The 22,092-nt window shown below is 72.7% G+C and carries 20 protein-coding genes; 10 read left to right on the forward strand and 10 right to left on the reverse strand.

Going from position 1 to position 22,092, the window contains the following annotated elements; genetic code table 11:
* Positions 1 to 158 precede the first annotated feature (158 nt).
* Positions 159 to 578, reverse strand: a complete 420-nt coding sequence (locus ACFVFQ_RS24150; RefSeq protein WP_383419441.1) for a Fur family transcriptional regulator — start codon at positions 576 to 578, stop codon at positions 159 to 161.
* Between the two features lie 161 nt (positions 579 to 739).
* On the opposite strand from ACFVFQ_RS24150, the gene ACFVFQ_RS24155 reads away from it, so the two are divergent.
* Positions 740 to 2,203: a catalase gene (locus ACFVFQ_RS24155; RefSeq protein ID WP_383419443.1), complete on the forward strand. Its 1,464-nt coding sequence runs from the start codon at positions 740 to 742 to the stop codon at positions 2,201 to 2,203.
* Between the two features lie 177 nt (positions 2,204 to 2,380).
* Here ACFVFQ_RS24155 and ACFVFQ_RS24160 read toward each other — a convergent pair whose 3' ends face one another.
* Both ACFVFQ_RS24160 and hisN read right to left on the reverse strand, forming a co-directional pair.
* A complete protein-coding gene (locus ACFVFQ_RS24160; protein ID WP_383419533.1) occupies positions 2,381 to 2,779 on the reverse strand; it encodes a cyclic nucleotide-binding/CBS domain-containing protein in 399 nt (132 codons plus the stop codon).
* Positions 2,780 to 2,982: 203 nt separating this feature from the next.
* The gene (gene hisN, locus ACFVFQ_RS24165) at positions 2,983 to 3,786 is read right to left on the reverse strand and encodes a histidinol-phosphatase (protein WP_383419445.1); all 804 of its coding nucleotides are present in this window, start codon (positions 3,784 to 3,786) and stop codon (positions 2,983 to 2,985) included.
* A 183-nt stretch (positions 3,787 to 3,969) separates the two neighbouring features.
* Between hisN and ACFVFQ_RS24170 the strand changes: the two genes are divergently transcribed.
* Positions 3,970 to 4,599 (forward strand): TetR/AcrR family transcriptional regulator, encoded by a 630-nt coding sequence (locus ACFVFQ_RS24170; protein WP_383419447.1) that lies wholly within the window; start codon positions 3,970 to 3,972, stop codon positions 4,597 to 4,599.
* Between the two features lie 42 nt (positions 4,600 to 4,641).
* Here the strand turns inward: ACFVFQ_RS24170 and ACFVFQ_RS24175 are convergent, their stop codons facing one another.
* The 4 genes from ACFVFQ_RS24175 to ACFVFQ_RS24190 form a co-directional block, all read right to left on the reverse strand.
* Positions 4,642 to 4,965, reverse strand: coding sequence for a DMT family transporter (locus ACFVFQ_RS24175; protein ID WP_383419449.1), 324 nt, complete (start codon positions 4,963 to 4,965; stop codon positions 4,642 to 4,644).
* Positions 4,966 to 5,125: 160 nt separating this feature from the next.
* Positions 5,126 to 6,133 (reverse strand): ribosome small subunit-dependent GTPase A, encoded by a 1,008-nt coding sequence (gene rsgA, locus ACFVFQ_RS24180; protein WP_383419451.1) that lies wholly within the window; start codon positions 6,131 to 6,133, stop codon positions 5,126 to 5,128.
* Between the two features lie 13 nt (positions 6,134 to 6,146).
* Positions 6,147 to 7,496 (reverse strand): 3-phosphoshikimate 1-carboxyvinyltransferase, encoded by a 1,350-nt coding sequence (gene aroA, locus ACFVFQ_RS24185; protein WP_383419453.1) that lies wholly within the window; start codon positions 7,494 to 7,496, stop codon positions 6,147 to 6,149.
* Between the two features lie 175 nt (positions 7,497 to 7,671).
* Positions 7,672 to 8,385, reverse strand: coding sequence for a M50 family metallopeptidase (locus tag ACFVFQ_RS24190; RefSeq protein WP_383419455.1), 714 nt, complete (start codon positions 8,383 to 8,385; stop codon positions 7,672 to 7,674).
* A gap of 43 nt (positions 8,386 to 8,428) precedes the next feature.
* Here ACFVFQ_RS24190 and ACFVFQ_RS24195 point away from each other — a divergent pair, with 43 nt between their 5' ends.
* From ACFVFQ_RS24195 to def, 8 genes are all read left to right on the forward strand, one after another.
* A complete protein-coding gene (locus ACFVFQ_RS24195; protein ID WP_383419457.1) occupies positions 8,429 to 9,259 on the forward strand; it encodes an SOS response-associated peptidase in 831 nt (276 codons plus the stop codon).
* Between the two features lie 55 nt (positions 9,260 to 9,314).
* Positions 9,315 to 9,962, forward strand: coding sequence for an alpha/beta family hydrolase (locus tag ACFVFQ_RS24200; RefSeq protein ID WP_383419460.1), 648 nt, complete (start codon positions 9,315 to 9,317; stop codon positions 9,960 to 9,962).
* Positions 9,963 to 10,298: 336 nt separating this feature from the next.
* Complete coding sequence (locus ACFVFQ_RS24205) at positions 10,299 to 11,003, forward strand: sigma-70 family RNA polymerase sigma factor (protein ID WP_383419535.1); 705 nt, start codon at positions 10,299 to 10,301, stop codon at positions 11,001 to 11,003.
* Complete coding sequence (gene rsrA / locus ACFVFQ_RS24210) at positions 11,000 to 11,392, forward strand: mycothiol system anti-sigma-R factor (RefSeq protein ID WP_383419463.1); 393 nt, start codon at positions 11,000 to 11,002, stop codon at positions 11,390 to 11,392. Before ACFVFQ_RS24205 ends, rsrA begins: the two co-directional genes overlap by 4 nt.
* A gap of 193 nt (positions 11,393 to 11,585) precedes the next feature.
* Positions 11,586 to 12,992, forward strand: coding sequence for an HD-GYP domain-containing protein (locus tag ACFVFQ_RS24215; protein WP_383419465.1), 1,407 nt, complete (start codon positions 11,586 to 11,588; stop codon positions 12,990 to 12,992).
* The gene (locus ACFVFQ_RS24220; protein ID WP_383419467.1) at positions 12,989 to 14,308 is read left to right on the forward strand and encodes an HD-GYP domain-containing protein; all 1,320 of its coding nucleotides are present in this window, start codon (positions 12,989 to 12,991) and stop codon (positions 14,306 to 14,308) included. The genes ACFVFQ_RS24215 and ACFVFQ_RS24220 overlap by 4 nt, the downstream gene beginning before the upstream one ends.
* A gap of 324 nt (positions 14,309 to 14,632) precedes the next feature.
* Positions 14,633 to 15,631: a hypothetical protein gene (locus ACFVFQ_RS24225; protein ID WP_274913383.1), complete on the forward strand. Its 999-nt coding sequence runs from the start codon at positions 14,633 to 14,635 to the stop codon at positions 15,629 to 15,631.
* A 100-nt stretch (positions 15,632 to 15,731) separates the two neighbouring features.
* Positions 15,732 to 16,361 (forward strand): peptide deformylase, encoded by a 630-nt coding sequence (def, locus tag ACFVFQ_RS24230; protein WP_383419469.1) that lies wholly within the window; start codon positions 15,732 to 15,734, stop codon positions 16,359 to 16,361.
* A gap of 47 nt (positions 16,362 to 16,408) precedes the next feature.
* Here def and ACFVFQ_RS24235 read toward each other — a convergent pair whose 3' ends face one another.
* The 3 genes from ACFVFQ_RS24235 to ACFVFQ_RS24245 all read right to left on the reverse strand — a co-directional run bounded on the left by ACFVFQ_RS24235 (position 16,409) and on the right by ACFVFQ_RS24245 (position 21,967).
* The gene (locus ACFVFQ_RS24235) at positions 16,409 to 18,352 is read right to left on the reverse strand and encodes a transglycosylase domain-containing protein (protein ID WP_383419471.1); all 1,944 of its coding nucleotides are present in this window, start codon (positions 18,350 to 18,352) and stop codon (positions 16,409 to 16,411) included.
* A gap of 151 nt (positions 18,353 to 18,503) precedes the next feature.
* Positions 18,504 to 19,562 (reverse strand): ribonucleotide-diphosphate reductase subunit beta, encoded by a 1,059-nt coding sequence (locus ACFVFQ_RS24240; protein WP_383419473.1) that lies wholly within the window; start codon positions 19,560 to 19,562, stop codon positions 18,504 to 18,506.
* Complete coding sequence (locus tag ACFVFQ_RS24245; protein WP_383419475.1) at positions 19,562 to 21,967, reverse strand: ribonucleoside-diphosphate reductase subunit alpha; 2,406 nt, start codon at positions 21,965 to 21,967, stop codon at positions 19,562 to 19,564. Before ACFVFQ_RS24245 ends, ACFVFQ_RS24240 begins: the two co-directional genes overlap by 1 nt.
* Positions 21,968 to 22,092 lie beyond the last annotated feature (125 nt).

The following is a 22,092-nucleotide window of genomic DNA, read 5'->3' on the forward strand; positions in this document are numbered from 1 at the left end:
GGGCGTGGTGGACGCGGGGAGTGGCCGGAGCGTCGTTGGCTGGGTCGGCGGTGGGCCGTGGCTCCGTGGGAGGAGTGGGCCCGCGGGGTGGCCGACGGGGTGGCGCGCGGTGGCGGCCGGGGTCCTGGGGCGCGGCCCGGACGGGGGCCGGGCCCAAGTCAGGAGTCGGTGTTGCAGTTGGGGCAGATGCCCCGGTAGGTCACGGTGACCTCGGAGACGTCGAAGCCGTAGCGCTCCGGCTCGGGCAGGGCGGACAGCGGGTCGCCGTGCACGTGTACGTCGCGGATGGTGCCGCAGCGCGAGCAGACCAGGTGCTGGTGGTCGTGGTGGGCGTTGGGGTCGTAGCGCTTGGCGCGGCCGTCGGTGCTCACCTCGATCACCTCGCCGAGCGAGACCAGTTCACCGAGGGTGTTGTAGACCGTGGCGCGGGAGATCTCAGGAAGGCGCTCCGACGCCTTGGCGTGCACCTCGTCGGCGGTGTAGTGGACGTGGTCCCCGTCCAGGACCTCGGCGACGACGCGGCGCTGTGCGGTCAGCCGCCAGCCGCGTCCCCGGAGTCGTTCCAGCAGGTCACTCATGCCAATCACCTATCAGTCAGATAGCCACCAGGGTACCAGCGGTCGTCCATCACCGGATCGTGTACGACTTTCGGCCACTTCTTGACTTAGACAATGTCCAATGTAGGATCGGGTTCGGCGAAAGCCAAGGGCAGGTGTACGAAAGACATCAGGAGGCGCACGTGTCGGTAGAGAGCACCACCGGACCGCTGACCACGGAGGCCGGGGCCCCGGTCGCGGACAACCAGAACAGCGAGACGGCCGGCGTCGGCGGCCTCGGTCTGATTCAGGACCAGCACCTGATCGAGAAGCTGGCGCACTTCAACCGCGAGCGCATCCCGGAGCGCATCGTGCACGCCCGCGGCGCCGGCGCGTACGGCACCTTCACCGTGACCGCGGACGTGACGAAGTACACCCGCGCCAAGTTCCTCTCCGAGATCGGCAAGCAGACCGAGACGTTCCTGCGCTTCTCGACCGTCGCGGGCAACCTCGGTGCGGCCGACGCGGTGCGCGACCCTCGCGGCTTCGCGCTGAAGTTCTACACCGAAGAGGGCAACTACGACCTGGTCGGCAACAACACGCCGGTCTTCTTCATCAAGGACGCCATCAAGTTCCCCGACTTCATCCACACCCAGAAGCGCGACCCGTACACCGGCTCGCAGGAGGCGGACAACGTCTGGGACTTCTGGGGCCTGTCGCCCGAGTCCACCCACCAGGTGACCTGGCTCTTCGGTGACCGCGGCATCCCGGCCAGCTACCGCCACATGAACGGCTACGGCTCGCACACCTTCCAGTGGAGCAACGAGGCGGGCGAGGTCTTCTGGGTCAAGTACCACTTCAAGACCGACCAGGGCATCAAGAACCTCACCCAGGACGAGGCCAACAAGCTGGCCGGCGAGGACCCGGACAGCCACCAGCGGGACCTGCGCGAGTCCATCGAGCGCGGTGACTTCCCGAGCTGGACGGTCCAGGTGCAGATCATGCCGGCGGACGAGGCGGCCAACTACCGCTTCAACCCGTTCGACTTGACCAAGGTCTGGCCGCACGAGGACTACCCGCCGATCGAGATCGGCAAGCTGGAGCTCAACCGCAACCCGGAGAACATCTTCGCCGAGGTCGAGCAGTCGATCTTCTCCCCGCACCACTTCGTGCCGGGCATCGGCCCCTCGCCCGACAAGATGCTCCAGGGCCGCCTGTTCGCCTACGGCGACGCGCACCGCTACCGCGTCGGCATCAACGCCGACCACCTCCCGGTGAACCGCCCGCACGCGACCGAGGCGCGCACCCACGGCCGGGACGGCGTGCTCTACGACGGCCGCCACGCCGGCCAGAAGAACTACGAGCCCAACAGCTTCGGCGGCCCGGTCGAGACCGGTCGGCCGCTGTGGCAGCCGGTCGCGGTCTCCGGTGAGTCCGCCAAGAGCGCGGCGCCCTCGCGCGCCGAGGACAACGACTTCGTCCAGGCCGGCAACCTCTACCGCCTGATGTCCGAGGCCGAGAAGGAGCGCCTGATCAACAACCTGGCGGGCTTCATCGCCAAGGTCTCCCGCGACGACATCGCCCAGCGCGCGATCGAGAACTTCCGCAAGGCGGACGCGGACTACGGCAAGCGACTGGAGGCCGCGGTCCAGGCCCTGCGCGGCTGACGTTCCCGGCGCCGCGGCCGCCGCCCGCGCGGTGGCGGCCGCACCACGGGACGATCCGTCGTCGCTTGCCGTACATGCCGAAGAGGCCGGAAGCCATGGGGCTCCGGCCTCTTCGTGCGTGCGCCGCCCCGTGCCCGCACGGGGCGGGCCCAGGGCCGGGGCGCGCGGTGGCTTCGCTCATGCCGCCGCGGCCGCCCGGGCGGGGACGCCGGACCAGCAGCTGATGATGTCGCGGACCGAGACGATGCCGACGGGTTCGAGGTCGTCGAGGACGACGAGGTGGCGGAAGCCGCCGCGGACCATGGCGCCCGCCGCGTCGTCCAGGGTCCAGTCCGGGGTCGCGAAGACCACGTCCGAGGTGGTGTGGCCCTGTGCGGTCTCCCGGTCGGGATTCTCGCCCGCGCCAAGGGAGTTGAGGATGTCGCGCTCGGTGAGGATGCCGATGCCGCAGGTGTCGTTGTCGAGGACCACGGCTGCGCCGATGCGGCGGGCCGCCATCAGTCGCGCCGCTTGGCGGAGGGTGTGAGCCGGCCCGATGGTGAGGACCACCGTGCTCATGGCGTCTTTGACGAGCATGGGCATGGAGAGGAGCCACCTCCTTGGGGGCAGTGAACATGCGAAACGGTTCACAAGTTCACAAAGTGGGGGCTTCTCATGTTCACATGCTCCGGGGCGCACAACAAGGGGCAGATGCTGGACATCAGTCCGAACATCCGCCCCTGTGCAGGTCAGACGGGGTGTGCGCGGCGTGAAAGCCGGCGCCGTTCGCCCGTGCGGGATCAGCTCCGGTCGTCGCCGACGTGGGAGAGCAGGTCCTCGTGGAGCAGGCCGTTGGAGGCCGCCGCGTTGCCGCTGTGCGGGCCGGGCCGGCCGTCGAGTCCGGTGAAGCGCCCGCCGGCCTCCTGGACGATCACCGCGCAGGCCGCCATGTCCCACAGTGACAGCTCCGGCTCCGCGCAGATGTCCACGGTGCCCTCGGCGACCATCATGTACGGCCAGAAGTCCCCGTAGGCGCGGGTGCGCCAGCACTCCCGGGAGAGGTCGAGGAAGCCGGCGAGTTTGCCGCGCTCCTCCCAGCCGGTCAGGGAGGAGTAGGCGAAGGACGCGTCCTGTAGGCGGCCGACCTGGGAGGCGTGCAGCCGGTTCGCCGAGGTCAGGCTGCGGCCGGTGAAGGCGCCCAGGCCCTCCGCGGCCCACCAGCGACGGTTCAGCGCCGGCGCGGAGACCAGCCCGACGACCGGGCGGTCGCCGCCCTCGCCGCGCTCCATCAGGGCGATCAGGGTGGCCCAGACCGGCACCCCGCGCACGTAGTTCTTGGTGCCGTCGATCGGGTCGATGATCCAGCGGCGCGGGCCGGAGCCCTCGCTGCCGAACTCCTCGCCGAGCACCGCGTCCCGCGGCCGGGCGCGCTGGAGGTGGCTGCGGATCAGTTCCTCGGCGGACTTGTCGGCCTCGGTCACCGGGGTCATGTCCGGTTTGGTCTCCACCTTGAGGTCGAGGGCCTTGAACCGTTCCATGGTCGCGGCGTCCGCGGCGTCCGCCAGGACGTGTGCCAGGCGAAGATCATCGTGATAGTCGGGCATGGGCGAACAGTATCGACTGGTATACGCGGGAGCCACACGGCCATGCCGCGCCCATTGGGTGGTCTGTCCGTCGGTGTCGGCCGGGTTCGCGCCGGCGGTGCGCGTAGCGGGCCTTGACAGTCCCTGACGGCGCGTCAATTCTGTGATCTGGCCCACAAGTCGGGTGGGTCGGGGAGGTGGCGGATGCCCTCGGCGCGCGAGGCCCTGCTGGACGCCGCCTATGCGGCGCTGCTGAACCGGTCCTGGGCGGAGGTCCGGATGGTGGAGGTGGCGACCGCGGCCGGAGTCTCCCGGCAGACGCTCTACAACGCCTTCGGCAGCAAGGAGGGCCTGGCCCGCGCCCTGGTCCGTCGGGAGACCGAGAGCTATCTGGCCGGGGTGGAGCGGGCGCTGGCCGTCGGCGGCCCGGACGGGCCGGCGGGCGACGCGGTCGCGCGGGTGGCCGCAGCGGCCGCCTGGACGCTGCGCACCGCGCGGGCGAATCCGCTGGTCAGGGCGGCGCTGACGGGGTGTTGGGGGGAGCGGCTGCCGGCCGGGCAGGCCGGGCCCGCCGAACTCGTCGGGTACTTCCGGGACCGGGCGGTGGCGGCGCTGGCGCCCGGCCGGCCCCGGGAGGAGCTGCCGGCCCTGGGCGCCGCCTGCGAGACCGCGGCCCGGCTGACGCTGTCCTGTGTGATCGTCCCAGCGGGCCCCGCGCCGGACGCGGAGCCGGCGGGAGCGCTCGTGCAGCTGCCGCGGCAGCGGGTGCCGGAGGCGGAGACCGAGGCGGTCGGCCGGCTCGTCCGGAAGGCGTTCGTCGGGCTCACGGCCTGATAGCGCGACCCGGACGGGCGCTCTTGTGTGCTTCGGCGTGCTTCAGTGCGCCGAGCCGGACAGTTGGAGCCCGATCACCCCGACGACCACCAGCGTGATGGAGACGATCTTCAGCGTGGAGACCAGGTCGCCGAGGAAGACCATGCCGTAGATCGCGGTGCCGGCCGCGCCGATACCGGTCCACACCGCGTACGCCGGGCCGACGTCCAGCTTCCGCAGCGCCAGCGTCAACAGGCCGAAGCTGCCCAGCGCGAAGACCGCGAAGGCGACCGTGGGGTAGAGGCGGGTGAAGCCGTGCGAGAGCTTGAGGCAGACCGCGAAGCCGGTCTCCAGCAGCCCCGCCACCACGACCAGCAGCCACGCCATATCCCATGCCTCCGTCAGCTCGGGGGCCGCTCCAGCCAGTTGAGCACTTCTGGCGGGGCCGGACCGGATCGGACGGGATCGGACCGGACCAGACCGGACCGCGTCCTGGTTGAAGGCGATTATGCCCGCGGACCGGACGGTCGGCAGGGGAGCGCCGCGCTCAGTCGCCCTCGCGCCGCTCGCGGGTGGCCAGCAGCCGGCGCAGGGAATACAGGCGGGCCGGATCGGCGTGCCCCTCGGCCACCCAGGCGTCCAGCGCGCAGTCCGGCTCGTCGTGGCTGCACGCGCGGGGGCACTCGACGGTGCCGGGCTCCAGGTCCGGGAAGGCGTGGATGACCCGGGACGGGTCGATGTGGGCCAGCCCGAAGGAGCGGACGCCCGGGGTGTCGATGACCCAGCCGGTGTCGTCCGGGAGCGGCAGCGCCAGCGCCGAGGTGGTGGTGTGCCGGCCGCGGCCGGTGACCGCGTTGACGTGCCCGGTGGCTCGGCGGCGCTCCGGCACCAGGGCGTTGACCAGGGTCGTCTTGCCCACCCCGGAGTGCCCCACAAACGCCGTCATCCGGCCGGTCAGCTTCTCCCGGACCCGCTCGGCGGCGGCGCCGTCGGCCAGCTCCTCGCGGTTGGTGACCACGTACGGGACGCCGAGCGTGCCGTAGGACTCCAGCAGCGTGTCCGGTGGTGCGAGGTCGGACTTGGTGAGCACCAGGAGCGGGTCCAGCCCCGCGTCGTAGGCGGCGACCAGGCAGCGGTCGATCAGCCGGGGGCGGGGCTCCGGGTCGGCGAGCGCGGTGACGATCGCGAGTTGGTCGGCGTTGGCGACCACCACCCGCTCGAACGGGTCGTCGTCGTCGGCCGTGCGGCGCAGCGTGGAGGAGCGGGCCTCGACCCGGACTATCCGGGCCAGGGTGTCCTTGGCGCCGCTCAGGTCGCCGACCACCGCGACCCGGTCGCCGACCACCGCGCTTTTGCGGCCCAGTTCGCGGGCCTTCATGGCGGTGACCGTGCGGCCCTCGATCAGGCAGGTCAGGCGGCCCCGGTCGACGGTCAGGACCAGGCCCTCAAGGGCGTCCTCGTGCTTGGGGCGGATGCTCGTCCGCGGGCGGTTGCCCTTGCGGTTGGGGCGGACGCGGACGTCGTCCTCATCGGGGTTCTTGCCGTAGCGGCGCATCGTGCGACGACCCTCAAGCTCTCCGGGCGGGGGCCGACGTCGGATCGAGCATCCGTGTCCACAGTGCCGGGAAGTCCGGCAGGGTCTTGGCGGTGGTGGCGACGTTCTCCACCTCCACGCCCTCGACGGCCAGGCCGATGATCGCGGCGGCGGTGGCCAGCCGGTGGTCCTCGTAGGTGTGGAAGATCCCGCCGTGCAGCGGGCGCGGCCGGATGTGCAGGCCGTCGGCGGTCTCGGTGACGTCGCCGCCGAGCTCGTTGAGCTCCTTGGTGAGCGCGGCCAGGCGGTCGGTCTCGTGCAGCCGGAGGTGGGCCACCCCGCGCAGCGTGGAGGGCGAGTCGGCGAGCGCGGCGACGGCGGCGATGCCCGGGGTCAGCTCGCCGACCTCGCCGAGGTCGACGTCGATGCCGTGGATCCGGCCGCTGCCGGTGAGGGTCAGGCCGTCGTCGGTCAGCTCGCAGGAGCCGCCCATGGCGGTGAAGATCTCGCGCAGCGCGTCGCCGGGCTGGGTGGTGTGCTCGGGCCAGTCCGGGATGGTGACCTTGCCGCCGGTGACCAGGGCCGCGGCCAGGAACGGCTGGGCGTTGGAGAGGTCCGGCTCGACGACCAGGTCGCGGCCGAGCAGCGCGCCGGGGGTGACCCGCCAGACGTTCGGCTCGCCGCCGGCCTCCGGGGTGTCCACCTGGGCGCCGACGCTGCGCAGCATGTCGACGGTCATCCGGATGTGCGGCATCGAGGGCAGCGCCGCGCCGACGTGCCGGACCTCGACGCCCTGGTTGAAGCGCGGCGCGGAGAGCAGCAGGGCGCTGACGAACTGGGAGGACGAGGAGGCGTCGATCTCCACCGCGCCGCCCTCCAGGGCGCCGCCGCCGAAGACCGTCATCGGGAGCGCGCCGCGGTTGTCGTCGTCGATCCGGGCGCCGAGGGCGCGCAGTGCGTCGATGACGCCGCCCAGCGGGCGCTCGTAGCAGCGCGGGTCGCCGTCGAAGCGGACCGGGCCGTCGGCGAGCGCGGCGACTGGGGGCAGGAAGCGCATGACCGTGCCGGCGTTGCCGACGTCGACGGTGGCCGGGCCGTGCAGGCCGGCGGGGATGATCCGCCATGCCTCGCCGCCGGAGCCGGCGGAGCCCGAGGAGACGGTCTCCTCGATGCCGACGCCCATGGCGCGCAGCGCCTCGGCCATCAGCAGGGTGTCGCGGGAGCGCAGCGGGCGGCGCAGCCAGCCGGGCTCGGAGGACAGTGCGGCCAGCACCAGGCCGCGGTTCGTGACCGATTTGGAGCCGGGCACGGTGACGGTCGCATCGACCGCCCCCGGGGCTACGGGGGCGGGCCACAGGGCAGGGGGAGCGGGGCTCTCGGTCATGCCCTTACTTTAATGGCTGGACAAGGGTCCCGATCTTGATCAAAAGCGGCGCAACCTGTGCGAAACACGGCCCTGCCAGAACAACCGCAGGCAGATGGCGTCTTCGGGGCAACAGGGGCGAGCCAGACATACGGAATGTGGGTTACTGGATGCCGTCGAGAGGGACATCGGCTCCTCATATACCGAGCAGCCAGCGCCCGCCGCCCAAAAGGGAGCAGACCGTCACCACGTGGAAGAAACCGAGCCAGACCGCGGCCGGGACGTGGGTGAGCCGCGCCAACTGGTCGGGGTCGGAGTCCACTGCGCCGCCCCGGCGCCGCTTCCCCTGGAGTTCGAACGGCGGCCGCACCCCGCCCAGCAGCAGGAACCACACCACCGCGTACGCGAACACCGCCTGCACCTGGGGATCGGTCAGCCAGGACACCAACAGGAAGGTGCCGCCGGCCAGTACGACGGTGAGCACGCCGTACGCGTTGCGGATCATCACCAGCATCGCCAGCAGCAGCGCGGTGGCCCCCCACAGCAGCGCCGTGATGTGCCCGGTGGCCAGCAGCGCGGCGCCGGCCAGGCCCAGCAGGGACGGGGCGAGGTAGCCGGCCGCGGCGGTCAGGATCATGCCGAGGCCGTGCGGCTTGCCCCGGGAGACCGTCAACCCCGAGGTGTCCGAGTGCAGTTGGATGCCGTCCAGCCGGCGGCCGGTGAGCAGGGCGATCAGGCCGTGGCCGCCCTCGTGGGCGATGGTGACGGCGTTCCGCGACAGCCGCCAGGCGGTGCGCGGGACGATGGCCCCCAGGGCCAGCACGCCGGTGATGATCACCAGCCAGAGCGCCGGGCCGGGTTGGGCCGAGACGACCCGGTCCCAGACGTCGGTGATGCTGTGGGTCTCCATGGTCTCCGCGTCTCCCTTCGAGGTGCATGGCAGTGTGGCATGCATGTGCGGTAGGTATGCAGCGAGCCGGAAGCCCGAGGACCTGGTGGGGATCTTCGGCGTCCAGCAGTGGGAGCCCACGGAGACCCTGGCGCCCAGTTGGAACATCGCCCCGACGGACAACGTGCAGGCGGTGTTGGAACGTCCCCTCAAGGGCGAGGCGGCCGCCGCCTTCCCTCCGGGACCGGTGCGTCAGCTCCGGACGCTCAAGTGGGGCCTGGTCCCGTCGTGGGCGAAATCACCCGAGGGCGCCGCGCGGATGATCAACGCGCGGGCCGAGACGGTGCACGAGAAGCCGTCGTTCCGGCAGGCGTTCGCCGCGCGTCGCTGCCTGCTCCCCGGGGACGGCTACTTCGAGTGGGTCACCGGCGCCGGCGAGCGGGAGCTGGAGGAGCAGGGGCGCAGGAAGCGGCCCCGCAAGCAGCCGTACTTCGTCACGCCGGCGGACGGCTCGGTGATGGCGATGGCCGGCCTCTACGAGTTCTGGCGGGACCGCACCCTGCCCGGGGACCACCCGCTGGCCTGGTGGGTGACCTGCACGGTCGTCACCACCGAGGCCGAGACCACGCCGCTGGCCGGGGCCACCGGCGGCGAGGGCCCGCAGTCGCTCGCCGCCATCCACCCGCGGATGCCGCTGGTGCTGCCGCCGGACCGCTGGGACGCCTGGCTGGACCCGACCCGTACCGACCCCGACGAGCTGCGCGCCCTGCTGGCCCCGCCGCCGCCCGGGCTGATGCGCGCCTACCCGGTCCCCACCGACGTCAGCAACGTCCGCAACAACGGTCCCGAGCTGGTCACCGAGCTCGACGGTCCCGAGGTCGGCACGCTGTTCTGAGCCGCCGCGCGGGCCGGGCCGCCCCGTGCGGGGCACCGCGGGGCAGGATGGGCGTATGAGCACGAGGGCGAATGAGAGCGAGACGGTCACGACGCCGGTGGGCGACGCGCGGATCTCCTGGTTCCGCGAGGCCCAACCGGCCCGGGCCGTGGTCGCCGTGAGCCACGGGGCCGGTGGGGGCATCGAGGCCCGCGACCTGATGGCCCTGGCGGCCGCGCTGCCGGCCCGCGGCTACACCGTGGCGCTGGTCGAGCAGCCGTGGCGGGTGGCCGGCAAGAAGGTGGCGCCCGCGCCGAAGACCCTGGACGCGGCCTGGACCGCGCTGTGGCCGGCGCTCACCAAGCCCGGGCTGCCGGTGGTCGCGGGGGGCCGGAGCGCCGGCGCCCGGGTGGCCTGCCGCACGGCCCGGGAGCTGGGCGCGCACGCCGTACTGGCGCTGAGCTTCCCGCTGCACCCGCCGGGCAAGCCGGAGAAGTCCCGGGTCGAGGAGCTGACCGGCGCCGGGGTGCCGACCCTGGTGGTGCAGGGCGGCCGGGACCCGTTCGGGCGGCCGGCGGAGTTCCCCGCGGGCACCGAGATCACCGAGGTGGCCCACGGGGACCACGGCTTCGCGGTGCCGAAGTCGGCCGGGGTGAGTGAGGCGGAGTCGATGGCGGTGCTCACCGACGCGGTGCTGGCGTGGCTGGACAGGGTGTGCGGCTGACCCGGCCCAGGCAGTGCGGCTTCCGGTGACTTTGGGCCCCGGCGCCGCCTGCCGCAGCGCGCGGAAACGGCCGGCCGGACCGGGAATGATCTGGCGGGGTGCCGCTGTTGTGCCATGCGTACGCAGTGGAGAACGTTCAGCGCGCAACGAGGAATGGGAGCCCGCCGCATGGGAATCGCTTGCCCGGCCCGCCCGGCCGCCGACCTGCAGTGGCCGAAGACGCAGGTGACCCAGTCCGCCCTTGTTGGAGCGGCGGGGGCACCGGATCGTCGTCTATTCTCCGAATCGAGAGGGTCCGCGGCGCAGGCAGCGGGGCCCGCCACGGTGTTGGAGGAGGTGGGTCCGGTCACCGGAGCCGACGAAGGGACCGACGGCCCGGCCGCGGGGCAGACCGCGGGCGGGGCGGAGAGCGACGCCGAGCGCAATGCGCGCTTCGAGCGGGACGCCCTCGTCTTCCTGGACCAGATGTACTCCGCCGCCCTGCGCATGACGCGCAATCCGGCCGACGCGGAGGACCTGGTGCAGGAGACGTACGCCAAGGCGTACGCGTCCTTCCACCAGTTCCGGGAGGGCACCAACCTCAAGGCATGGCTGTACCGGATCCTCACCAACACCTTCATCAACTCGTACCGCAAGAAGCAGCGCGAGCCGCAGCGCAGCGCCGCCGACGAGATCGAGGACTGGCAGCTCGCGCGCGCCGAGTCCCACATGTCGACGGGGCTGCGCTCCGCCGAGTCGCAGGCGCTGGACCACCTCCCGGACTCGGACGTGAAGGCCGCGCTCCAGGCGATCCCGGAGGAGTTCCGAATCGCCGTCTATCTGGCGGACGTTGAGGGCTTTGCGTACAAGGAGATCGCGGACATCATGGGGACACCCATCGGCACGGTGATGTCCCGTCTCCACCGCGGTCGTCGCCAACTGCGCGGCATGCTGGAGGATTACGCCCGTGAGCGCGGGCTGGTCCCGGCGGGGGCGGCTGCCGCCGAGGCGCAGTCCGCGGGCACGCCGGAGTCGCACGACCGGAAAGGCTCGGGATCATGAGCTGCGGAGAGCCGCACGAGAAGGACTGCTCAGAGGTCCTTGACCACCTTTACGAGTACCTCGACCGCGAGATGCCGGCCGGGGAGTGCGCCGAGTTCCAGGTCCATCTCGACGAGTGCTCGCCGTGCTTGGAGAAGTACGGCCTGGAGCAGGCCGTCAAGAAGCTGGTCAAGCGGTGCTGCGGGCACGACGACGTCCCCACCGACCTGCGTTCCAAGGTCATGGGCCGGATCGACCTGATCCGGGCCGGGGAGGCCGTGCCCGAGGTGAGCGTGTTGGACCAGGCGCGGCACGAACAGGCCCAGCGGGAGCGGGCGGACGCCGCCGGCACCACGCCGCCGCCCGCCCCGCAGGCCGACTCGGCCGGCAACACCGCGCACGCCGAGTAGGACCCGCCCCAACGCCCGCGCGCCGAACAGGTGCGCGTCGCACTCACCCCTGGGAGTGAGGGCGGAGCGGTCCGTCCCACCCGATTCATCGATGCGCCCCCTGTGGCGCCCCGGTCCCTCTATCCTCGCCGGACCCCGAGGCACGCGGCGCTCCGCCGCGACGGAGCGCCTTGGGCAGGGTGAGGAGGGCGCGATGCGGGAACTTCCGGCGGCCGCGCGGGTCTACATCGGCTGCGCCGCCCTGGCCGCGGCGCTCTGCGCGGCCCCCGCCCTGCGGCTCGGCGCCGCCGCCCCCTGGACCGGCGCCCTGGCGCTGGCCACCCTGCACGGCCTGTGCGAGCGGATCCGCCGCTGCCCGTTGACCGACGGAGAGCCGCGCCGCGCCCCGGGCCCCGACGGACCGCCCGGCACCTTCCCGCCGGGCTGGGCCGCCCCCGTGCTGCTTGCCGGATCCTTCCTGCTGCCCCCGCCGTTGGCCGCCCTGGTGGCCGCCCCCGGCGCCGCGCTGGCCCCGGCCGCCCGGCCCTGGCCGATCGCCCGCCGCCTGTGGCACACCGCCGAACTCGCCCTCGCCGCCTGGGCGTCGGCCCAGGTCTTCCGGGCCGTCGGTCCCGCCGCGCCGGCCGCGGCCCCCTTCCCGGAGCTGCTGCCGCCCGCCCTGGCCGGCGCCGGCGCCTGCTGCGCCGTACTGGTCGGGCTGGGCGGCGGGGTGTTGGTCCTCGCCGAGCGGCATCCGGCGCGCACCGCCTGGCGCGGCCTGGCGGCCCGGCTGCCGCTGGCGTACCTCGTCCACGGGCTGACCGGGCTGATGATGGCGGTGCTCTGGCGCAGCGTCTACGGGCCGCCCGCGGCGCTGTTGGTGCTGCTGCCGGTCCATCTGACCTGTTGGGCGTGGGCCCAGTACCAGCGCGAGCGGGCCGCCCACCAGGCCACCGTCCGCGCCCTCGTCCGGGCCGTCGACCTCAAGGACCGCTACACCCGCGGGCACAGCGAGCGGGTGGGTCGGGCCTCGGTGCTGATCGCGCGGGAGTTGGGTCTGCCGGAGGACCGGCTGGAGGTGCTGCGGTTCGCCGGGATCCTGCACGACGTCGGCAAACTCGGCGTGCCCACCCGGGTGTTGCGCAAGGACGGGCCGCTGACGCCTCAGGAGCGGCGGATCATCGAGCTGCACCCGGAGTACGGGCACGAGATCGTCCGCGGCATCGGCTTCCTGGGCGAGGCCCGGGCGGCGATTCTCCACCACCACGAGCGGATGGACGGCAGTGGTTACCCCTACGGCCTGAGTGGCGCCCAAATCCCCGAGTGCGCCCGGGTGGTGGCGGTCGCCGACGCCTTCGACGCGATGACCTCCACCCGCTCCTACCGGCGCGCCCGCCCGGTGTCGGCCGCCGTCGCCGAGCTCCGCCGGTGCGCCGGGACGCAGTTCGACCCGCGGATGGTCCGGGCGCTGGCCGCCGCCCTGGACCGGTACGGCTGGCGGCCGGAGCGGGTGACCGCGGGGGAGGGGCGGGCGCCGGAACCGGCCCCGGCCGGGCGCGGAAACGTCCCGCCAACTCGGCTGTCCCACGGGCCCGGTGCGGCCCGCGGCGCCGCCCGATGACCGGCCGACCGGCCGGCTGGCTGCACGCCCCGGCCGTCGCGTTGGCCGGTTGGGGCCTGGGGCACACCCTGTGGCACGGGATCGCCGGGCCGCGCGCCGCGCTGGCCTTCGGGGCGCTGATCGCGGCGGGCGAGGCGGTGCGCCGGGTCCCGGTCGGGGCCGGCCGCGGGCCCGAGCGCCCCGCGGCGCGGCCCTCTCGGACGCCGTACCCGGACGCCGTCCGCGCGGCGCCGCCGGTGCCCGGTCTGCGGGAGGGCGCCCCGCTCGGCGCCGCCGGGGCGCTCGGCTACGCGCTGCTCGGCGAGGTGGGCGGCCGGCCGGCGGTCCACGGGGTGCCGGGGACCCTCGCGGTGGTGGTGGCGGCCCAACTGGTCGGCCTCGTCCCGTACTTGGTGCGCGGCGGGGGCCCGGTGCTCGATCCGTTGGCCCGCCGGGTGCTGACCGTCGCGTTCGCCGCCACCTGCTGCCAACCCCTCTACGCCGCGGGCGTGTTGCGCGCCTGGGGCGTCGCCGGTCCGGCCCGCCCGCTCTTCCTGGCGGTGCTGCTGGCGCTCACCGCGCTGTGCGACGCGGTGGTGGCGGCCGCGCTGATCCGGGCCCGGACCGGCTGGCCGTACGGGCCGCTGCTGCGCGACGAGTTGCGGGCGCTGCCCGGCATCGGCACCGCCATCTGTGCCACCGGGGTGGTCAGCGCGCTGGGCGTGGCCGTCGCCGGGCTGTGGGCGCTGCCCGTCTTCTGCCTGCCGCTGCTGCTCGCCCAGAGCGCCATTGGCCGGTACGCCGCGGTGCGCGCCACCTACCGGCAGACCGTCGCCTCGCTGGCCCGGGCCACCGAGGTCGCCGGCTGCACCCCGCCGGGGCACGCCCGTCGGGTGGCCGCGCTCGGCCGCGAGGTGGGGCGCGAACTCGGGCTCGGCGGGCCGGACTTGGAGGTCCTCGAACACGCCGCGCTGATGCACGACATCGGCCAGCTCTCGCTCGTCGACCCGGTGCCGGCGGGCGCCACCGCCCCGTTGCCGCCCGCCGAACAGCGCCGGATCGCGTTGCTCGGCGGCGCCGTGGCCCGGCAGACCGGGGCCCCGCCACAGGTCGCGGTGATCGTCGAGCGGCAGGCCGATCCGTACCGGGATCAGCCGCTCACGGCCCGTATCGTCCGCACCGTCAACGCCTATGAGGACCTGGTGGCTCAGGGCGTGGGGCCCGCGGCGCGGCTGCGGGCGCTGGAGCGGCTGCGGCTGGCCACCGCCCGGGACCACGAGCCGCGGGTGGTCGAGGCGCTGGCCCGGGTCCTGGCCCGCGCGGACCGGGCGGGTTGAGGGGCGCCCGGGGCGCGAACACCGGCGATTGCGCCCCGTGGAGGGCTCCCGCGCACACCGTTGCGCAGTGTTCCGGGGCCGTCCACCGCCCGGGAACCCATGGGTAATGAGCGGCCCGCGAGATGGGCATGGTTGGATGCGAAGGGAGCCCCCTGAAGGGGGGTTCAGGGGGTCGGCGCAGGGCATGAGCCGCACGGGGGTGCTGTGCACCGGGCTGAGCCCGACGGCAATCTGTGGCAGGTTGTCGAGTGGGTCCCCAGCAAGCCCCGGGCGCCGCCCGGGACACCTCCGGAGCGGCACAAGAGCAACCAGCAGGCGGGAATCGTGAGGATCTTCGGCAAGGTACGGCACCGGCCCTCCGCCTCGTGGCGGCAGGCGACCGACCGGGCTTTCACGCTGATCGGCGACGGCCGTTACGAGGACGCGGGGGCGCTGCTGACGCGCGCGGCCGACATGGAGCCCTGGCTGTCGGAGTCCTGGTTCAACCTCGCGCTGCTGCACAAGTTCCGGCACGACTGGGAACAGGCCAGGGCCGCGGGCCTGCGCGCGGTGGCGCTGTTGGACCGCGAGACCGGAGCGCCCGACTGGTGGAACGTCGGCATCGCGGCCACCGCCCTCCAGGACTGGCCGTTGGCCCGCCGTGCCTGGCAGGCGTACGGCCTGAAGGTCCCCGGCGAGGGCTCGCCGACCGGGGAGCCGCTGGGGATGGCGCTGGGCAGCGCCGCGGTGCGGCTGTCCCCGGAGGGCGAGGCCGAGGTGGTCTGGGGCCGCCGGCTGGACCCGGCCCGGATCGAGGTGCTCTCCATCCCGCTGCCGTCCTCGGGCCGGCGCTGGGGCGAGGTGGTGCTGCACGACGGCGTCCCGCACGGCGAGCGGACCACCACCGGGGCCGGCGGCGAGACCCGGACGTTCCCGGTCTTCGACGAGATCGAACTGTGGGCGCCGTCTCCGGTGCCCACCTGGGTGGTGCTCCTGGAGGCCGCCACCGAGGACGACCGGGACGCCCTGGAGCAACTGGCCGCCGACGCCGGCTTCGCGGCCGAGGACTGGTCGTCGTCGGTGCGGCTGTTGTGCCGCACCTGCTCCGAGAGCCGGATGCCCAGCGACGAGGGCGACGGCGAGCACCTGGACCCCCACGACCACAGCGAACCGGGCCACCCCGGGCCGCTGGGCCACCGCACCGCGGGCTCCGGCTCGCTGTGGGTGCCCGAGCGCGAGTGCGGGATCGCGGCGCCGGCGGCGTTGGTGCGCGGGCTGCTGGACGGCTGGGTCGCGGACAGCCCGGACACCCGGGAATGGCGCGATCTCGAAGAGGTCTGCTGAGGCGGCCGACGGCGTTTCGCCGGCCCCGGAAACCGTCGCCCGCAACGGATTAGGCTGTAGGGCGTTACCCGAGGGTTTTGCAGGAAGGCGTACGGCGGAGATGGCCCAGCAGGACAGCGAGCAGCAAGCGAGCGACGAGTTCGTCGACGACGTCACGGACGCCAAGGAGCGCGAGGAGGCCCACCGGGAGCGCGGTACCTCCCGTCCGATCACCGTGGTCGGCAACCCCGTGCTGCACAAGGAGTGCAAGGACGTCACCGAGTTCGACGACAAGCTGGCGCAGCTGATCGACGACATGTTCGCCAGCCAGCGCACCGCCGAGGGCGTCGGCCTGGCCGCCAACCAGATCGGCGTGGACCTCAAGGTCTTCGTCTACGACTGCCCGGACGACGAGGGCGTCCGGCACGTCGGCGCGGTCTGCAACCCCGTCCTGGAGGAGCTGCCGGCCGGGCAGCGGGTGCTGGACGACTCCAACGAGGGCTGCCTGTCCGTCCCCGGCGCCTACGCCCCGATGCCGCGCCCGGACTACGCGGTGGTCCGCGGCCAGAACGCCAAGGGCGAGCCGATCGTGGTGCAGGGCACCGGCTACTTCGCGCGCTGCCTCCAGCACGAGACCGACCACCTCTACGGCTACCTCTACATCGACCGGCTCTCCAAGCGGGAGCGCAAGGACGTGCTCAAGCAGATGGCCGAGCAGGAGCCCCGCTACGACGTCGTGCCCAACGACTGAGCGCGGCGGCGAGCGGGGCTTAAGGCCCTGCGCGGGCCCGTGCGGCCCTACGTGGCGTTCTGATAGGCGGCCCAGACCCGGGGCGGGAGCGAGGTGCCCAGTCCGGTGTCGGGGCCGCCTACGCCGTTCATCGGCAGCAACTGGGGTGCGCCCGGCTTGTTCCGGAACAGTGTGATCGCCGTGGTCGGTTCGGCGCCGTCCGCCTCCTTGGGGGCGCGGTCGGCGCGGACCCCGGCGCCGGGGGCGACCTTCGACGACGGGCCCCAGGCGTCGGCCGGCGGCGGGGTGCCCACGAACCACGCCGACTTCATCCGGTCCCCGGACTCGGTGGCCCCGGCCGCGACCGGCTGCCGCGCCGACTCGCCGCCCACCGGACTCAGCGCGCGCCAGCCCAGCCCCTCCAGCGTGGCGGTCATCTCCTGCGCCACCGCCGGGGCGAGCACCTGCTGCGGCTCGCCGCGCGCGAAGCCGGCAACGCCCTTGCCCTGGTGGGACATGCGGGTCACCGCGTACGGCTCGGCATGCTGGCCGCCGTTGGCGAACGTGGTGTACGCGCTGGCCAGCCGGATCGCGCTGGGCGCCGAGGTGCCCAGCGGGAAGGTCTGCTCCAGTTGCGCCAGGCTCTCCTTGTGCAGCCCGGCGCGCAGCACCAGGTCCCGGATGCGGGCAAGCCCCAGCTTCTTGCCGGCCTGGACGAACGGGGCGCTCTCGCCGCGCATCAGGGCGCCGCGCAACTCCTCGGCGCCGCCGGCGGATTCCGCCGGGCGCGGCTGGTCCCCGTACTGCTCGGCCTCCTGCTGGAGGGCGGTGGCCAGGACGAACGGCTTGAAGGCGGAGCCGGCCGGGACCGCGGAGGTGTCCGCGTTGTTGACGAAGTGCTTGGTGGCGTCGGCCCCGCCGTAGAGCGCGACGATGGCGCCGTCACCGGGGCGCACCGAGGCCGCGCCGAATTCCGCGTAGCTGTCCTCGGCGCGCTTCTTCGGGTCGAGGTTCTTCTTGCGGACGTCGGCGACCGCCTTCTCCAGTTGGCGGGTGCGCCGTTTGTCGAAGGTGGTGTGGATGCGGTAACCGCCGCGGGCGAGGTCCTTGTCGGTCAGCCCGGTCGCGCTCTTGACGAACTTGTTGGCGACGTCGACGAGATAGCCGATCTGGCCGGCCTGGCTGGTGGGTTTGGTCACCGGGCGCGGCTCGGGGAAGGTGCGGTACTGCGCCCTTTCCTGCTTGCTCATCGCGCCGGTGGCGACCAGCCGGTCGAGTATCCACTTCCAACGCGCCACCGCCCGCGCGTGGTTGGCCTTGCTCAGTCCCGGGTCGTACTGTTCCGAGCCCTTCAACAGGGCCGCCAGCAGGGCCCCTTGGCTGGGATTGAGATCCTTGGCGTCGATGCCGTAATAGGCGTGCGCGGCCGCCTGTATTCCGTTCGAACCGCGGCCGAACCAGCTGGTGTTGAGATATCCCCGCAGGATCTCGTCCTTGGACTTCCGGTTGTTGACCTTCAGCGCGATGATGAATTCCTTCACCTTGCGGGTGGCGGTCTGGTCCGGCGAGAGATAGGTGTTCTTCACATACTGCTGGGTGATGGTCGAACCGCCCTGGGTGTCCCCGCCGGAGACCATGTTCACCGCGGCCCGGGCGATTCCGGTGAGCGAGACCCCGTGGTCCTGGTAGAAGGTGGCGTTCTCCGCCGCTATCACCGCGTTCCGGACGTGCTTGGGCACCTTGTCGAGGGCGATGTTCTGGCGGTTGACGGCGCCGACACTGACCATCTGGCTGCCGTCCGCCCAGTAGTAGACGGTGGCCTCCTGGGCGGCCAGCGCGTTCTCGTTGGGAATGTCGATCTTCACATACACGACCGCGAACAGCCCCGCGAGGCAGAGCAGGACGAACCCGCCCGACCCCAGCCAGAGCCGCCAGGACGGCAGCCAACGGCGCACTCCCGTACGGCCCTTGCGGGGATAGTCGATGTATCGGCGTCTTTTCCTTCCCTCCATGCATGCGTAGATGCGGTGGGCAGGACTCCGGTTGCCGCTCCGGCCGCCCGCTAATCGAACGCTCACATTCGGCGGGCGGCCCCGGGAAGACCGGACGGCCGGACGGCGGGGCAGGCCGCCGTCCGGCCGTCGGACAGTCAGTCGACCAGGATCAGAAGTCGTCGTCGAACGAGACCGAGCCCTCGACGGCGACCTGGTAGGCCGAGGCACGCCGCTCGAAGAAGTTGGTCAGCTCCTGGACGTTCTGCAACTCCATGAAGGAGAACGGGTTCTCCGAGCCGTAGACGGCCGGGAAGCCCAGGCGGCGCAGCCGCTGGTCGGCGACGCACTGGAGGTACTCGCGCATCGACGCGGTGTTCATCCCCGGCAGGCCCTCGCCGCACAGGTCGCGGGCGAACTGGAGCTCGGCCTCGACGGCCTCCTTGAGCATGTCGGTGACCTCCTGCTCCAACTTGTCGTCGAAGAGGTCGGGCTCCTCCTGGCGGACCGTGTCCACCACGGAGAACGCGAAGTCCATGTGCATCGACTCGTCGCGGAACACCCAGTTGGTGCCGGTGGCCAGGCCGTGCAGCAGGCCGCGCGACCGGAACCAGTAGACGTAGGCGAACGCGCCGTAGAAGAACAGGCCCTCGATGCAGGCCGCGAAGCAGATGAGGTTGAGCAGGAAGCGACGGCGGTCGGCCTTCGTCTCCAGCTGCCCGATCTCCTCGACGTGGTCCATCCACGTGAAGCAGAACTGGGCCTTCTCCCGGATGGACGGGATGTTCTCCACCGCGGCGAAGGCGGCGGCCCGGTCCTCCGGGTCGGGGAGGTAGGTGTCCAGCAGGGTCAGGTAGAACTGGACGTGCACCGCCTCCTCGAAGAGCTGACGGCTCAAGTACAGCCGCGCCTCGGGGGAGTTGATGTGCTTGTAGAGCGTCAGCACCAGGTTGTTGGCGACGATCGAGTCGCCGGTGGCGAAGAAGGCCACCAGACGGCCGATGAGGTGCTGCTCGCCGGGGGAGAGCTTGGCGAGGTCGGCGACGTCGGAGTGGAGGTCGACCTCCTCCACGGTCCAGGTGTTCTTGATCGCGTCCCGGTACCGGTCGTAGAAGTCCGGGTACCGCATGGGGCGCAGGGTCAGCTCGAAGCCCGGGTCGAGGAGGTTCTTCTTGCCGTCGGTGGTGGCGGTGTGCGCGGCCGCGGCGTTCGTTTCGGGTGCGGTGGTCATTACTGGCATGCCTCGCAGGACTCGGGGTTTTCCAGGGAGCAGGCGACCGCCTCGGGGTCGGTCACCGGCAGTTGGGCGGGGACGGACGCGGCGCGGGCCGACTGGGCGATCCGGGTCGCCGGCCGCGAGCGCAGGTAGTACGTGGTCTTGATCCCGCGCTTCCAGGCGTAGGCGTACATCGAGCTGAGCTTGCCGATGGTCGGCGACGCCATGAAGAGGTTGAGCGACTGGCTCTGGTCCAGGTAGGGCGTGCGGTCCGCGGCCATGTCGATCAGGGCGCGCTGGGGGATCTCCCAGGCGGTGCGGTAGCGGTTCCGGACGTCGGCAGGGATCCAGGACAGCTCCTGGATCGAGCCGTTGGCCTCGCGCAGCGCGTCCCGGGTCCGCGCGTCCCACAGGCCCAGCTCCTTGAGCTCCTCGATCAGGTACGTGTTGACCTGGAGGAACTCGCCGGAGAGCGTCTCGCGCTTGAAGAGGTTGGAGACCTGCGGCTCGATGCACTCGTAGACGCCGGCGATCGAGGCGATGGTGGCGGTCGGCGCGATCGCCAGCAGCAGCGAGTTGCGCATGCCGGTCCGCGCGATCCGGGCACGCAGCGCCGCCCAGCGGTCCGCCCAACGCACCTCGGCGTTGGGGTAGTGGTCCGGGTGCAGCACCCCGCGGGCGGTCCGGGTCGCGGCCCAGTTCGGGTGCGCGCCGTGCCGCTCGGCGAGGTCGGCGGACGCCTCGTAGGCGGCGAGCATGATCCGCTCGGAAATACGGGTCGACAGCTCCCGGGCCTCGGCCGAGTCGAACGGCAGCCGCAGCCGGAAGAAGACGTCCTGAAGGCCCATCAGGCCCAGACCGACCGGCCGCCAGCGGGAGTTGGAGGCGGCGGCCTGCTCGGTCGGGTAGAAGTTGATGTCCACGACCCGGTCGAGGAAGGTCACGGCGGTGCGGACGGTGGCGTCCAGCCGCTCCCAGTCCATCTGGCCGTCCTCGCCCAGGTGCGCGGCGAGGTTGACCGACCCCAGGTTGCAGACCGCGGTCTCGCCGTCGTCGGTCACCTCCAGGATCTCGGTGCACAGGTTGGAGGAGTGCACGACCCGGCCGGGCTCGGCGGTCTGGTTGGCGGTGCGGTTGGCGGCGTCCTTGAACGTCATCCAGCCGTTGCCGGTCTGCGCCAGGGTGCGCATCATCCGGGAGTACAGCACCCGGGCCGGCACCTGCTTGAGGGCCTTGCCCGCGGCCTCCGCGGCCCGGTAGGCGGCGTCGAACTCGTCGCCCCACAGGTCGACCAGCTCGGGCACGTCCGCGGGGGAGAACAGCGACCAGTTGGCGTCCGCCTCGACCCGGCGCATGAACTCGTCGGGGATCCAGTGCGCGATGTTGAGGTTGTGGGTCCGGCGGGCCTCCTCGCCGGTGTTGTCCCGCAGCTCCAGGAATTCCTCGATGTCGGCGTGCCAGGACTCCAGGTAGACGCAGGCCGCGCCCTTGCGACGACCGCCCTGGTTGACCGCCGCGACCGACGCGTCCAGGGTGCGCAGGAACGGCACGATGCCGTTGGAGTGCCCGTTGGTGCCGCGGATCAGCGAACCGCGGGCGCGGATGCGGGAGTACGACAGCCCGATGCCGCCGGCGTGCTTGGAGAGCCGGGCCACCTGGTGGTAGCGGTCGTAGATGGAGTCCAGCTCGTCCAGCGGGGAGTCCAGCAGGTAGCAGGAGGACATCTGCGGGTGCCGGGTACCGGAGTTGAACAGCGTGGGGGAGGACGGCAGGTAGGAGAGCGTGCTGGTCATCCGGTACAGCTCGGCGACATCCGCCAGCGCCCGCTCGGAGGTGTCCTCGGCCAGGCCGCAGGCCACCCGCAGCAGGAAGTGCTGGGGCGTCTCGACCACGTTGCGGGTGGTGGGGTGGCGCAGCAGGTAGCGCGACTGGAGGGTGCGCAGCCCGAAGTACCCGAAGCGGTCGTCAGCGCCGGCGGCCAACGCCCCGTCCACCAGGGCGTCCAGCCGCTCGGCGTGCGCGGCGACGAACTCCGCGGTGGCGTCCGCGATCAGCCCCTCCCGGTGGCCGACCGCGATCGAGGCGGAGAAGGACGTGGCGCCCTGGCCGGCAGCCTCCTCGGCGATGGCGAGGGTGAGCAGGCGCGCGGCCAGCTTGGAGTACTGCGGCTCGTCGCCGATCAGCCCGGCCGCGGCCTCGGTGGCCAGGGACCGCAACTCGGCCGCGTCGGAGCCGGGATGGCGGCCGCGGAGCGCGGCGGCGGCCACCTTGCCCGGGTCGGTGGCGGTCAGGTCCGCGGTCAGCTCGGTCAGCGTGCGCAGCAGGGCGACGCCCGGGCCGTCTTCGGCCACGGGAGGCGCGGCCACCGCGGGCTGCACGACCTCGGCGTCTGACGCGGGCTCCGTTGGCGCGATGGTCACCTGATGCTCTCCCTCACTCGGCGGGGGGCCGGAGGGCGCAGCAGGGGCGGTGCGCGGGCAGGCAAGAGGGCACCCCGCGGCGAACCGGGGGTGCGCGGGCCGGCCGCGCTCCGTCCACCAACCCA

The sequence above is a fragment of the Streptomyces sp. NPDC057743 genome (genome assembly GCF_042798755.1).
In the GTDB taxonomy this organism is placed as follows: domain Bacteria; phylum Actinomycetota; class Actinomycetes; order Streptomycetales; family Streptomycetaceae; genus Streptomyces.

Bases quoted from the DNA above. Each gene is read 5' to 3' on its own strand.
- ACFVFQ_RS24170 (WP_383419447.1), top strand. From the start codon at position 3,970: ATGCCCTCGGCGCGCGAGGCCCTGCTGGACGCCGCCTATGCGGCGCTG.
- ACFVFQ_RS24150 (WP_383419441.1), bottom strand. From the start codon at position 578: ATGAGTGACCTGCTGGAACGACTCCGGGGACGCGGCTGGCGGCTGACC.
- aroA (WP_383419453.1), bottom strand. From the start codon at position 7,496: ATGACCGAGAGCCCCGCTCCCCCTGCCCTGTGGCCCGCCCCCGTAGCC.
- def (WP_383419469.1), top strand. From the start codon at position 15,732: ATGGCCCAGCAGGACAGCGAGCAGCAAGCGAGCGACGAGTTCGTCGAC.
- ACFVFQ_RS24215 (WP_383419465.1), top strand. From the start codon at position 11,586: ATGCGGGAACTTCCGGCGGCCGCGCGGGTCTACATCGGCTGCGCCGCC.
- ACFVFQ_RS24195 (WP_383419457.1), top strand. From the start codon at position 8,429: ATGTGCGGTAGGTATGCAGCGAGCCGGAAGCCCGAGGACCTGGTGGGG.
- rsgA (WP_383419451.1), bottom strand. From the start codon at position 6,133: ATGCGCCGCTACGGCAAGAACCCCGATGAGGACGACGTCCGCGTCCGC.
- ACFVFQ_RS24190 (WP_383419455.1), bottom strand. From the start codon at position 8,385: ATGGAGACCCACAGCATCACCGACGTCTGGGACCGGGTCGTCTCGGCC.
- ACFVFQ_RS24160 (WP_383419533.1), bottom strand. From the start codon at position 2,779: ATGCTCGTCAAAGACGCCATGAGCACGGTGGTCCTCACCATCGGGCCG.
- ACFVFQ_RS24240 (WP_383419473.1), bottom strand. From the start codon at position 19,562: ATGACCACCGCACCCGAAACGAACGCCGCGGCCGCGCACACCGCCACC.
- ACFVFQ_RS24200 (WP_383419460.1), top strand. From the start codon at position 9,315: ATGAGCACGAGGGCGAATGAGAGCGAGACGGTCACGACGCCGGTGGGC.
- ACFVFQ_RS24175 (WP_383419449.1), bottom strand. From the start codon at position 4,965: ATGGCGTGGCTGCTGGTCGTGGTGGCGGGGCTGCTGGAGACCGGCTTC.
- ACFVFQ_RS24235 (WP_383419471.1), bottom strand. From the start codon at position 18,352: ATGGAGGGAAGGAAAAGACGCCGATACATCGACTATCCCCGCAAGGGC.
- ACFVFQ_RS24220 (WP_383419467.1), top strand. From the start codon at position 12,989: ATGACCGGCCGACCGGCCGGCTGGCTGCACGCCCCGGCCGTCGCGTTG.
- hisN (WP_383419445.1), bottom strand. From the start codon at position 3,786: ATGCCCGACTATCACGATGATCTTCGCCTGGCACACGTCCTGGCGGAC.
- rsrA (WP_383419463.1), top strand. From the start codon at position 11,000: ATGAGCTGCGGAGAGCCGCACGAGAAGGACTGCTCAGAGGTCCTTGAC.